This window comes from Enterovirga sp., from assembly GCF_028290205.1.
In the GTDB taxonomy this organism is placed as follows: Bacteria; Pseudomonadota; Alphaproteobacteria; order Rhizobiales; family Beijerinckiaceae; genus Enterovirga.
In genome coordinates this window covers 18,884-30,208 of the sequence record NZ_JAQGKF010000107.1, presented here as the reverse complement: position 1 = coordinate 30,208, position 11,325 = coordinate 18,884, and the positions used below count along the sequence as shown (strand labels likewise).

The 11,325-nt window shown below is 69.1% G+C and carries 12 protein-coding genes; 6 read left to right on the top strand and 6 right to left on the bottom strand.

The annotated features are described in order from the left end of the window. From JWR86_RS07585 to JWR86_RS07575, 3 genes are all read left to right on the top strand, one after another. Positions 1–814, top strand: an 814-nt coding sequence (locus JWR86_RS07585) for a preprotein translocase subunit SecY (RefSeq protein ID WP_299563083.1), incomplete at its 5' end; no start/stop codon positions are given. Positions 815–857: 43 nt separating this feature from the next. Further along, positions 858–1,448, top strand: a complete 591-nt coding sequence (locus JWR86_RS07580; protein WP_299563081.1) for an adenylate kinase — start codon at positions 858–860, stop codon at positions 1,446–1,448. Between the two features lie 48 nt (positions 1,449–1,496). Next, positions 1,497–1,991, top strand: a complete 495-nt coding sequence (locus JWR86_RS07575) for a carboxypeptidase regulatory-like domain-containing protein (protein ID WP_299563078.1) — start codon at positions 1,497–1,499, stop codon at positions 1,989–1,991. Between the two features lie 25 nt (positions 1,992–2,016). Here the strand turns inward: JWR86_RS07575 and JWR86_RS07570 are convergent, their stop codons facing one another. Beyond that, on the bottom strand, positions 2,017–2,745 hold the full coding sequence (locus JWR86_RS07570) for a nitroreductase (RefSeq protein WP_299563075.1): 729 nt from the start codon (positions 2,743–2,745) through the stop codon (positions 2,017–2,019). A 233-nt stretch (positions 2,746–2,978) separates the two neighbouring features. Here JWR86_RS07570 and JWR86_RS07565 point away from each other — a divergent pair, with 233 nt between their 5' ends. Together JWR86_RS07565 and JWR86_RS07560 are read left to right on the top strand one after the other, a co-directional pair. Further along, on the top strand, positions 2,979–3,836 hold the full coding sequence (locus JWR86_RS07565) for an amidohydrolase family protein (protein ID WP_299563072.1): 858 nt from the start codon (positions 2,979–2,981) through the stop codon (positions 3,834–3,836). Further along, positions 3,818–5,125, top strand: coding sequence for a glycosyltransferase (locus tag JWR86_RS07560; RefSeq protein WP_299563069.1), 1,308 nt, complete (start codon positions 3,818–3,820; stop codon positions 5,123–5,125). The genes JWR86_RS07565 and JWR86_RS07560 overlap by 19 nt, the downstream gene beginning before the upstream one ends. Positions 5,126–5,134: 9 nt before the next feature. Here the strand turns inward: JWR86_RS07560 and JWR86_RS07555 are convergent, their stop codons facing one another. Further along, positions 5,135–5,524: a hypothetical protein gene (locus tag JWR86_RS07555; RefSeq protein ID WP_299563066.1), complete on the bottom strand. Its 390-nt coding sequence runs from the start codon at positions 5,522–5,524 to the stop codon at positions 5,135–5,137. A 156-nt stretch (positions 5,525–5,680) separates the two neighbouring features. Between JWR86_RS07555 and ettA the strand changes: the two genes are divergently transcribed. Further along, complete coding sequence (ettA, locus tag JWR86_RS07550; RefSeq protein WP_299563064.1) at positions 5,681–7,333, top strand: energy-dependent translational throttle protein EttA; 1,653 nt, start codon at positions 5,681–5,683, stop codon at positions 7,331–7,333. 81 nt (positions 7,334–7,414) lie between these two features. Here the strand turns inward: ettA and JWR86_RS07545 are convergent, their stop codons facing one another. The 4 genes from JWR86_RS07545 to lspA all read right to left on the bottom strand — a co-directional run bounded on the left by JWR86_RS07545 (position 7,415) and on the right by lspA (position 11,320). After that, a complete protein-coding gene (locus tag JWR86_RS07545; RefSeq protein ID WP_299563061.1) occupies positions 7,415–8,689 on the bottom strand; it encodes a pitrilysin family protein in 1,275 nt (424 codons plus the stop codon). 28 nt (positions 8,690–8,717) lie between these two features. Further along, a complete protein-coding gene (locus JWR86_RS07540) occupies positions 8,718–10,028 on the bottom strand; it encodes a pitrilysin family protein (protein ID WP_299563058.1) in 1,311 nt (436 codons plus the stop codon). 54 nt (positions 10,029–10,082) lie between these two features. Continuing rightward, positions 10,083–10,748, bottom strand: a complete 666-nt coding sequence (locus JWR86_RS07535; protein ID WP_299563055.1) for a hypothetical protein — start codon at positions 10,746–10,748, stop codon at positions 10,083–10,085. An 86-nt stretch (positions 10,749–10,834) separates the two neighbouring features. Continuing rightward, positions 10,835–11,320, bottom strand: coding sequence for a signal peptidase II (gene lspA, locus JWR86_RS07530; RefSeq protein WP_299563052.1), 486 nt, complete (start codon positions 11,318–11,320; stop codon positions 10,835–10,837). Positions 11,321–11,325 lie beyond the last annotated feature (5 nt).

Here is an 11,325-nt window from a genome sequence, read left to right as displayed (position 1 = left end):
CGGCGAGCAGATCACGAGCCGCGGCATCGGCAACGGCTCCTCGCTCATCATCTTCGCCGGCATCGTGGCGCATCTGCCCTCGGCCATCGCCGGAACGCTGGAACTCGGCCGCCAGGGCGCGATCTCGTCGCTCATCATCCTGGCCGTGGCCGTGATGGCGATCGTGGTGACCGGCTTCATCGTGTTCATGGAGCGGGCGCAGCGCCGACTCCTGATCAACTACCCGAAGCGGCAGGTCGGCAACCGCATGTACGAGGGCCAGACCTCGTTTCTGCCGCTGAAGCTGAACACCTCGGGCGTGATCCCGCCGATCTTCGCCTCCTCGCTGCTGCTGCTGCCGGCGACCTTCGCCAGCTTTTCCACGGACCAGACCGGCTCGGGCTGGATCCAGACGCTGTCGGCCTTTCTCGGGCACGGCCGGCCCGCCTACATCCTGCTGTACGCAGCCCTGATCATCTTCTTCGCCTTTTTCTACACCGCGATCGTGTTCAATCCGCAGGAGACCGCGGACAACCTCAAGAAGCATGGCGGCTTCATCCCGGGCATCCGGCCGGGCGAGCGGACGGCCGAGCAGATCGACTACGTGCTGACGCGCGTCACGGTGATCGGTGCCGCCTACCTTACGGTGATCTGCCTGTTGCCGGAGTTGCTGATCTCCTACGCGGCGCTGCCGTTCTATTTCGGTGGGACCTCGCTTCTGATCGTCGTGTCTGTCACCATGGACACGGTGGCGCAGGTGCACGGGCACCTGCTCGCGCACCAGTATGAGGGCCTCGTGAAGAAGGCCAAGCTGCGGGGCCCGCGCCGGAAATAGACCGGCGGGACCGCGCTTGGGCGCAATCAGACGGCGAGGTGACATGAGGTTGATCCTGCTCGGGCCGCCCGGAGCCGGGAAGGGCACACAGTCCGCCCGGATCGTGGAGCGACTCGCCATTCCGCAGCTCTCGACGGGCGACATGCTCCGGGCCGCGGTGGCGGCCGAGACGCCGATCGGGCTCAAGGCCAAGGACGTGATGGCGCGCGGCGAACTCGTCTCCGACGAGATCGTGGTCGGCATCGTGGCGGACCGGATCGAAGCGCCGGACGCCGAGCGCGGCTTCATCCTGGATGGCTTTCCCCGCACGGTCCCCCAGGCCGAGGCGCTGGACCGGATGCTGGCCGGAAAGGGCATGCATCTGGACGCCGTCATCGAGCTGAAGGTGGACGAGGAGGCCCTCGTGGCCCGGATCGCCAACCGGGCGGCCGAGACGGCTGCCCGCGGCGAGCCCGTCCGCAAGGACGACAACCCGGAGGCGTTCAAGATCCGGCTTGCCGCCTACAAGGCTCAGACGGCGCCGCTGTCAGAGTATTACCGCGGCCGTGGCCTGCTCTGCGAGACCGACGGCATGGCCCCCATCGACGCCGTCACCGCCGAGGTCGAGAAGCTGCTGCAGACGAAATCTGCTTGACGATCCCGTCCGGCACGCCACACTGGGACCCGGTCTGGGTTGCGTGCCATGTGGCGTATCTACCTTGCGGCGCTGATCGGCTGTGCGATGGCGGGTTGCCACCCGGTCCACATCTCGTCTGACTTCGTCCCGGCCGAAGCCGCCCATGTCTTCAAGGAGGGGCGCGGCCGCATCGACGGCCAGGCCTTCCTGCGCCGCGATTACGGCCGGCTCGTCACGGGGGCCGGGGAACGTGTGTTCCTGTTTCCCGCCACGCGCTACGCGGTGGAGCGCTTCAGCGCCATGTTCGGTGGCGAGCTGCGGTCCTATTTCGGCAACGACGTCGAGCCCACGCCGGCCAGCTACCTGCATTTCCGGCGCGAGACCAAGGTCGACATGACCGGAAAGTTCACCTTCGAGAAACTCTGGCCGGGCCGCTACATCGTGGCGACCCGCATCTACTGGAGGGAGCCCCGCTCCTACCTGACGCATGGCGGGGCCGTGTACGACGTCGTCGAGGTGAAGCCCGACGAGACGACGGCGGTGATCCTCTCCGGAAAGTAGCGCCGCCGGCGTCCTGGCCGACCGCTCAACCCGGCGCGGGGCCGGCTTCCGCGTCCTCGAAGCCCAGGAAGGTGGTGAAGTCGCGCGCCGGCACCCGGCTCGTCCGCAGCGCGTTCTCGGGCGCGCTCACGTCCTCGTAGCCGAGCGCCATGCCGCAGACCACGATCTCGTCCTGCGCGATCGGCAGGTGCTGGCGGATGACTGCGTGGAACGGGGCAAAGGCCGCCTGGGCGCAGGTCTCAAGCCCGTGCGCCCTTGCCGCCGTCATGATGTTGCCGAGGAACATGCCGTAATCCAGCCAGCTGCCGATCTTCAGGTCGCGGTGGACCGTGAAGATGAGCCCCACCGGGGCGTCGAAGAAGTCGAGATTGCGGGCGTGCTGGGCGTGCATGCGGGCATGCTCACCGCGGCCGATCCCGAGCAGCCCGTAGAGTCCAAACCCCACCGTCCGCCGGCGCCCCAGATACGGCTCGAAGAGCGGCGCCGGGTAGTATTCGTATTCGCTGACGCGTCCGCTGGCCGGCTCGCGATGATGCGCCTGCCGCAGGGCGGCCGAGAGCCTGGCCCGGTCGCCCCCGGCCAGCGCGTAGACGCGCCAGGGCTGCATGTTGGTGCCGCTCGGAGCGCGGGCGGAGACGTCGAGCAGGTGTTCCACGAGCGTGGCCGGAACGGGGTCGGGGCGGAAGGCCCGGATGCTGCGGCGGCCGGTGATCAGGGCCTCCACGGCGGCTGCGGTCGCGCCAGGGTCCGGCACCGACGTGGGACCTCGGCCTGTTTCTGCTGTCGTGGTGGACAATTCCGTCTTCATTGCGTGGAGTACCCTTGGAAACATCTCAAGACGCTTGAGCAGTATCGGGATTTCGGCTTGTCTTCGACGACCATCCGGGCTCGTCGACCGGGATCCGGCGGAGTCAAGCCGATCTTGCCCCTGCTGCCCCCCCGGCTCCTCCCGAGCACGACCGACCTGCGCGGGGATGAGGCGGCGGCATGTTGATCGACGCCCATTTGCATCTCTCGGGGCGCGAGGACGCCGCCGGCGTGCTCCGCAGCCTGGACGAGGCCCGGATCGACGTCGCGGTCCTGCTCGCCCCCTTTCTCACCGACCCCTATCGGATGGAGGACCGGCAGTCGCTGCGCGACGGCAATCGGCACCTGTCGCAACTGGTGGACGGGCATTGCGACCGCCTGATCGGCTTCGCGGTCGTCAATCCGATGCACCCCGAGGCGGCCGACGACCTGGAGGAGGCGGTCGAGCGCGGCAACGTCCGAGGGCTGAAGCTCGTCCCCACCGGCTGGTACCCCTATGAGGACCGCGCCCACCGCGTCTATGAGCGGGCCAACGCGCTCGGCCTGCCGGTTCTGTTTCATTCGGGCATCTTCATCGACGGCCGCTCCGGCCGCTTCTGCCGGCCCACCTTCTATGAAGCGGTGCGCGACCATCCGGGCTTGCGGGTCACGCTGGCCCATCTCGGCTGGCCCTGGTGCGACGAGGCGAATGCGGTCGGCGTGATCGACCTCATCAACGGGGTTCCGCCCGACGCAAGCCAATTCCGGTTCGACATCTCGTTCGGCCCCCCGCCCGCCTATCGCCGCGAGGTGCTGGCCAAGGCCCTGGCCGTGCTCGGCCCGGGCCTCATCCAGTTCGGCTCCGACCGGTTCTTCCCGTGCAGTGGCGCCCATATCCGCGAGCTCGTGGACGAAGTTCACCGGCTTCTGAGCGAGCTCGACGTCTCTCCGGGTGACCGCGCCCGGATCATGAGCGGAACCGCGGCGGCCTGGCTCGGATTGCCCTGCGCCAAGGCCGGCACTCCCGAAGGAGGCGAGGCATGTCAGACGGCGGCGTGAACGGAAAGGCGTCGCCGCGGCGGCCGATCCGCCTCCTCGAGATCATCGGCAACGCGATCGTGGGCGGCATGGAAACCTATGCCCGCAACCTGATCGCCCACCTGCCCCGGCACGATTACGAGATCACCTGCATTCTGCCCTACGAGAGCACCTTCACGGCGTCGCTCCGCGACCTCGGCTGCCGGACCTATATCGCGCCGATCCACGACGACCCTCTCTGGCGCTCGATCGAGCTGGCGGCGGGAGTGATCAGGCAGCATCAGATCGACCTCATCCACGCCAACCTGGCCAATGCCCATACGCTGGCCGGCGTGGTCGGCCGCATCACCAACACGCCCGCGGTCGCGACCATTCATGCCCGCAGCCTGTGGAGCCAGGAGCTCTCGGTCTCACGGCTGACCGGCATGAACCTGATCACCGTGTGCCAGGAAGCCTATGCGGGCGCCCTCGCTTGCGGCATCGCGGCCGAGAACCTGAGCCTGATCTCGAACGGGGTGGATACCGGCCGCTTCCATCCCTCCCGGTCCGGCGCCGCCTTCCGGAACGCGATCGGCGTCGCTCCCGAGGACACGTTGGTGGGCTTCGTCGGGCGGATCTCATGGGAGAAGGGCCCCGACAAGTTCGTCCAGGTCGCACAGCGCATCCACCAGGAGCGGCCCGACATCCATTTCGTCATGGTCGGCGAGGGGCCGGTCGAGCCGGAGATCCGGCGCATGCTGGACCAGACCGGACTGGCCGGGCGGGTGCATCTCGCGGGGCTGCGGCACGACATCGAAAACGTCTACCCGGCCTTCGACCTGCAGGTTCAGACCTCCCGCAGCGAGGCGATGCCGCTCGCGCTGCTGGAGGGAATGGCGTCCGGCGTGCCGGTCGTGGCCATCGCGGTCGGGGGCGTGGCCGAGATCGTCGCCGCGGGCTCCACGGGGCTGCTCGTCAGCCCCGGCGACTGGCCCGGTGTGTCGAGCCCCTATCCTGGGGATTGGGAAGGGGTCGCGGCCGCAGTGCTGGACCTCATCCAGCACCCGGACCGGCTGAACAGCATGCGGACGGCCGCCCGGCAGCGCGCCGAAAGCCATTTCGATCTTTCGGCCTCGGTCGCCGAGACCTCGGCCCTGTTCAACCGCATGGTCCGCCCGGCCGTGAGGAAGAACGGCGTGTGGCAGCCGACCGTGGTGCGGGACAAGCTGGCGGAGGGAGATCGGCGCGTTCGCCTGAAAACCCAGACCGGCGCCATCAAGGGGATCGCCCGCGGCCACCTTGCGGCCCTTCGCACAGCCGACACGGCCTGACCGGGCTCGTCACCCTCGCCGCGACCGCGCCGCCGTGATGGCAGTGAAGATCTCACGCAGCCAGCGTTCGGCCTCGCGCAGCCGGGTCTCCGCCTCCCGGGCGCGGCTCTCGGCGCTTCGGGCCCGGGCCTCGGCGGCCTCCACCCGCGCCTCCGCCTGGCGCAACTCCGCCATGGCCCGCTGCAGCAGGGCCTGGCTGTGGACCTCGCCATGGCGCCATCGCGCCTCGGTGGCCGGACTGGGCCGACCCGTTTCGGACGGGGCACCCGGGGCACGGCCGGGCGGCCTCAGCCGCAGCCCGGCGTCACACGGCAGCCCGGCCGCCACGGCGCCGCCCAGGACCCCGGTGAGGGGAGGGCCGCCTTCGGCTTCGGCCCTCAGCCTGCGCGCCTGGTCCATGCCGTGGCTCCGGAGGAAGAGCAGGTCTTGTTGGCCAGCAGGGTTAAGGGGCGGTTAAGCCGGCTCTCGCGGCGGTGCGTCGTCTTGCTCGAAACGGGTCACCCTGCTATCGCCACTCGCTTCTTCCCGAACCCGACAGAGCAGGATCCGGCGCCGATGGCCCGCGAGTTCATCTATCATATGCAGGGGCTCACCAAGACCTACCCCAACGGGAAGAAGGTCTTGGACAACGTCCACCTGTCGTTCTACCCCGACGCGAAGATCGGCGTGCTCGGCATCAACGGCTCGGGAAAGTCGACCCTGCTCCGGATCATGGCCGGGATCGACACGGAATGGTCGGGCGAGGGCTTCGTGGCGGCCGGCGCCAAGGTCGGCTACCTGCCGCAGGAACCCCAGCTCGACCCGTCCAAGACGGTGCGGGAGAACGTGCTCGACGGCGTGGCCGAGCACCAGGCGATCCTCGACCGCTACAACGAGATCGCCATGAACTATTCCGACGAGACCGCGGACGAGATGACGCGGCTCCAGGACGAGATCGACGCCAAAGGGCTGTGGGAACTCGATTCCCGTGTCGACCAGGCCATGAACGCGCTGGGCTGCCCGCCCGGCGACTGGGCCGTCGACAACCTGTCGGGCGGGGAGAAGCGCCGCGTCGCGCTCTGCAAGCTGCTGCTTGAACAGCCCGAGCTGCTGCTCCTCGACGAGCCCACCAACCACCTCGACGCCGAGACGACCGGCTGGCTCGAGGCGCATCTCAAGACCTATCCGGGCGCGATCCTCATCGTGACCCACGACCGCTACTTCCTGGACAACGTCACCGGCTGGATCCTTGAGCTCGACCGTGGCCGGGGCATCCCCTACCAGGGCAACTACTCCTCCTGGCTGGTGCAGAAGCAGAAGCGGCTCCAGCAGGAGCGGTCGGAGGACGAATCGCGCCAGCGCACCATCGAGCGCGAGCGCGAATGGGTGTCCGCCTCGCCCAAGGCCCGGCAGGCCAAGTCGAAGGCCCGCATCTCGCGTTACGAGGATCTCGTCGCCAAGGCCTCCGAGCGCGGCCCCGGCTCGGCCCAGATCGTCATTCCGATCAAGGAGCGGCTCGGCACCAACGTCATCGAGTTCAGCAACCTGTCCAAGAGCTTCGAGGACAAGGAGCTGATCGACGACCTGTCGTTCCGGCTGCCGCCCGGTGGCATCGTGGGCGTGATCGGCCCGAACGGCGCCGGCAAGACCACGCTGTTCCGGATGATCACGGGCCAGGACAAGCCCGATTCCGGCGAGATCAAGATCGGCGACACGGTCCAACTCGGCTATGTCGACCAGTCGCGCGACACGCTCGACGCCGGCAAGACCGTGTACGAGGAGATCTCGGGCGGCAACGAGATCATCTATCTCGGCAAGCGGGAGATGAATGCGCGCGCCTATTGCGGCGCCTTCAACTTCAAGGGCCCGGACCAGCAGAAAAAGGTGGGCCAGCTCTCGGGCGGTGAGCGCAACCGCGTACACCTCGCCAAGATCCTGAAATCCGGCGCCAACGTCCTCCTGCTCGACGAGCCGACCAACGACCTGGACGTGGAGACGCTGCGGGCGTTGGAAGAGGCGATCGAGGATTACGCCGGCTGCGCCGTGATCATCAGCCACGACCGCTGGTTCCTGGACCGCATCGCCACCCACATGCTCGCCTTCGAGGGCGACAGCCATGTCGAGTGGTTCGAGGGCAACTTCCAGGATTACGAGGAGGACAAGAAGCGCCGCCTCGGCGTGGAGGACCTCAACTCCGGCAAGCAGAAGCACCGGAAGTTCGCCCGCTAGCCGGGCGGGCACCCGGGTCGGCCGCCCTTCCGTGCGGTTGACCCGGCCTCGCGGCGGCAGACACCGGGCGGAGCCCGGGGCTCAGAGCCCCGTCGGCCGCCCGGCGATCACCACCAGCATGGAGCCGTCACCGAGCGAGCGCTCGGCCGCCTCGCGGATCTCCGTCTGGCCGACAGCCGCCACGAGCGCGTTGCGCCGGCGGATATAGTCGATGCCGAGCTCCTCGAAGGCGATCTGCACGAGCTGGTGGGCGATCTTGGTCGAGGTGTCGAACCCGAGCGCGTAGGAGCCGGTCAGGTAGTCCTTGGCCTTGGCCAGTTCGTCGTCGGTCGGGCCCTCGTCGCGCATGCGGCGGATCTCGGACGCGATCACGTCCAGGCATTCCCCGACCCGCTCGTTCTTGGTCGCCGTGTAGCCCCAGGTCATGGCGGCGTGCCGGTAGCTCACGATCGAGGTGCCGACGCTATAGGCGAGGCCGCGCCGCTCCCGGACCTCCTGGAACAGGCGCGAGGTGAACGCGCCGCCGCCCAGCATGTGGTTCAGCACATAGGTCGGGATGAAGTCCGGGTCGCGCAACGAGGCGCCGGCATAGCCGAAGCGGATCACCGATTGCGGCACGTCGAGATCCACCACGACGCGGCGACCGCGGCCGGTGAGCAGGGCGGGCGCGACCGCGTTCAGGGCAAACTGCCCGCCCAGGCCGCCGAAGGTCGCATCCAGCCGCCGGGACAGCTCGTCCCTCGCCATCGCGCCGACCACCGCCACCTTGAGCCTGCCGGTGGCCACGAGCCGGCGGTGCAGGTCGACGATGTCCTGCCGGGTGATGGCTGCGACGCTCTCGGGCGTGCCGGCCGCCGGCAAGCCGTAGGCATGGCCCGGGAAGGCCTCTGCCAGAAAGCGCTTGGATGCCACGGTGCCGGGGTCGTTCTGCTGGTAGCGGAGGCTGGCCAGCGTCTGCGCCCGCACGCGCTCCACGGCATCCTCGTCGAAGCGCGGCTCGGCGAGGGCGAGGCGAAGCAGCCCGAAAGCCTCGTCGGCATGTGCCACCAGGGTCTTCAGCGAGCCGCCGATGGCGTCCGGGCCGGCCGTGAAGGTGAGTTCGATGGCCCGGTCGGCCAGCCGCTCCTGGAAGGCGTCCGACCGGAGGCTCCCGGCTCCCTCGTCGAGCAACCGGCTGAGGAGCTGGGCCGTGCCGGCCTTCCTGGGCGGGTCCTGCGTGGCGCCGCCCTCGAAGCAGAAGGCCAGCGCCACCAGCGGCACGAAATCGGACTCGACCTGCCAGGCCTCGATTCCGCCCGGCGACCGGACGGCCCGGATGTCGGGATGGCTCGCGACGGCCTGGATCGCTCCGGCCATCACCGCTGTGCCCTGAAGCGGCCCGAAATCATGTGCGGTCCTTGACGAGGTGGCCGGTGACGGAGCGGCGGTCCGTGAGCCAAAGCTCCAGGGCCTCCACGAGGTCATGGCGGGTGACCGCCCGGATCTGGTCCGGCCAGGTGCGGACGTCGTCCAGCGTCTCTCCGACGGCGAGCGCCGACCCGTAGATGCGGGCCAGGGAGGATTGGCTGTCGAGGGCGTAGATCGTCTCGGCGATGAGGCGGGACTTGGCCCGCTCGATCGACATGTCGTCCAGGTCGTCCCGGGCGGCCGCGATGGCGGCGTCGAGCTCCCGCTCAAGCGCCTCAGGGGTCACCCCTTCGGCGGGCACGGCGTAGACCGAAAAGCGCGACTGGTCGATTGCGGAGCCCATGTACCAGGCCCCCGCATTCACGGCCTTGCCGCCGCCCAGCACAAGGCGGCGATAGAGATAGGAGGTCGGGCCGCCGCCGAGCGCCTCGGCCAGCACTTCGAGCGCGTGGCTGCCGCGCCCCGCGGCGGTGCGGGAGGAGGGCACCAGATAGAGGCGCTGCAGGGTCGGCTGCTCGACCCTCGGATCGGCGATCCGGATATGGCGGGAGGCGCGCGGCTCGGGCTCCCGGGGCCGCTGCCGGGCCGGCGGCTGGCTTCGGCAGGCGTTGCGGCCATAGGTCGATTCGGCCAGCTTCACGACCTCCCGGTCGGTGACGTCGCCGGCCACCACCAGGATGGCGTTGTCCGGGCAATAGAAGCGCCGGTAGTAATCCAGCGCGTTCCTGCGATCGAGCGTCTCGATCTCGTGCATCCAGCCGATGATCGGGATGCCGTAGGGGTGGTGCACGAACAGCGCCGCCGCCATGGCTTCCGAGAGCTGGGCGGCCGGATCGGTCTCGACCCGCATGCGACGCTCCTCGAGCACCACGTCGCGCTCGGGCGCCACCACGGCGTCATCGAAATTCAGGCCGGACATGCGGTCGGCCTCGAACTCCATCATGCGGCCGAGATGCTCGGGCGCGACGCGCTGGAAATAGGCCGTGTAGTCGTAGGACGTGAAGGCGTTCTCCTGCCCGCCCAGCGCCGAGACGACCTTGGAGAACTCGCCGGCGGGATGCCGCTCGGTTCCCTTGAACATGAGGTGTTCGAGGAAATGGGCGATGCCGGACTGGCCGAGCGGGTCATCGGCCGAGCCATTCCGGTACCACACCATATGCGTCACCACCGGCACGCGCCGGTCGGGAATGACGACGATGTCGAGACCGTTGTCGAGCCTGTGGGTGGTCAGGTCGGGTCCGCTTCCCTCGATGCGATCGAAGGGGGCGGCATCTGTTCTCAGGGCCAAGGCAACCTTCGCATGCTCGTGGGACGGGCCGGCAGCCGAAGGCCGCCGAGCCGGCTAGTCTTCGTCCTCGCTCGTGAACTTCCGGGTCAGCCACGACATCGGATTGGCGTCGATGGCCTGCTGGTCGCGCGTGGGCGTGTAGTCGTCCGGCACCGCCTTGCCGCTGGCGGCGCGGCGCATGCTGCTCGGCGGATCGGTCAGGACCCGGCGGGTCGGCGCCCCGGCCTCGTCCGTGTCGGGATTGGCCTTGCGGCCCGCCCGGAGCTGGTCGGGGTTCAGGAGCAGCACGTCGCGGGCATTGTCGCCGCGGTGGGACCGATAGTCCGGAGCCTCGCTCCGGGCCACCCGCCCCGCCTGGATCTCCCGGGGAGACAGGCGGGGGTTGTTGTCGGACATGCGGCGCGTCTCGCTCGCCGTGGCGGGGCTCTGCGCCTCTGCACGCGCGCGCCGACGCTCAGCCACGTCGGGATCATTCGGCCATTGCGGATGGGCCGACGCCAGGCTCTCGGGCGCCGCCGGGGCGCGCAGCTCGGCTTTCGGCGGCACCACGAGAGGGGCCCGCTCGCGGTAGCGAATGGCCTCCTTCTCCTTCGGCACGATGCCCATGCTGCCGAGCAGGTTCTTGATGGCGACACCTTCCTGCGCCTGGGCCGCACCGGCCGCCAGGAGCGCCGCGAAGCCGCAGACCAGCCCGAGCCGCATCGTCATGCCGTTGGTCATTTCTGATCCCCCATTCCCCGCGCATCGCGCCCCATTCGGGCTTTCGTATGACGAGGCTCGGCCACGCGAGGCGGCGGGCAGACGCTTCAGGCCGCCTCGGGACGATGCCGGCCGGCCAGGAACGCGTCATAGACGAGCCCGACCACCCCGGCAACGATGGCCGCGTCCGCGATGTTGAACACGTACCAGGACCAGCCGCCGGCATGAAGCCAGACGAAGTCGAAGACGGCCCCGTAGGCGATGCGGTCGATGGCGTTGCCGACCGCGCCGCCGACCACGAGGCCGAGCGAGACGGCGAGCACCCGGTTTCCCGCGCGGGAGATCCACCAGGTCATCACCGCTGCGGCCACAAGCGACACGCCGACGAGCAGCCAGCGGCCGAGATCGGTCTCCTGCTGCAGCAGCCCATAGGAGATGCCCCGGTTCCAGACCACGATCAGCGTGGCGAAGGGCGCGAGCTGCAGCGGTTCGCGCGAGGCGAGGTCGTAGCCGAACAGGAGAAACAGCTTCGAGGCCTGATCGAGCGCCAGGGTCAGGAGGGCGGCGAGGTAGCCGAGGCGGGCGGCAGCCATGGTCG

Bases quoted from the DNA above. Each gene is read 5' to 3' on its own strand.
- JWR86_RS07545 (WP_299563061.1), bottom strand. From the start codon at position 8,689: ATGGCCGGAGCGATCCAGGCCGTCGCGAGCCATCCCGACATCCGGGCC.
- JWR86_RS07560 (WP_299563069.1), top strand. From the start codon at position 3,818: ATGTCAGACGGCGGCGTGAACGGAAAGGCGTCGCCGCGGCGGCCGATC.
- JWR86_RS07555 (WP_299563066.1), bottom strand. From the start codon at position 5,524: ATGGACCAGGCGCGCAGGCTGAGGGCCGAAGCCGAAGGCGGCCCTCCC.
- JWR86_RS07580 (WP_299563081.1), top strand. From the start codon at position 858: ATGAGGTTGATCCTGCTCGGGCCGCCCGGAGCCGGGAAGGGCACACAG.
- JWR86_RS07565 (WP_299563072.1), top strand. From the start codon at position 2,979: ATGTTGATCGACGCCCATTTGCATCTCTCGGGGCGCGAGGACGCCGCC.
- lspA (WP_299563052.1), bottom strand. From the start codon at position 11,320: ATGGCTGCCGCCCGCCTCGGCTACCTCGCCGCCCTCCTGACCCTGGCG.
- JWR86_RS07535 (WP_299563055.1), bottom strand. From the start codon at position 10,748: ATGACCAACGGCATGACGATGCGGCTCGGGCTGGTCTGCGGCTTCGCG.
- JWR86_RS07575 (WP_299563078.1), top strand. From the start codon at position 1,497: ATGTGGCGTATCTACCTTGCGGCGCTGATCGGCTGTGCGATGGCGGGT.
- ettA (WP_299563064.1), top strand. From the start codon at position 5,681: ATGGCCCGCGAGTTCATCTATCATATGCAGGGGCTCACCAAGACCTAC.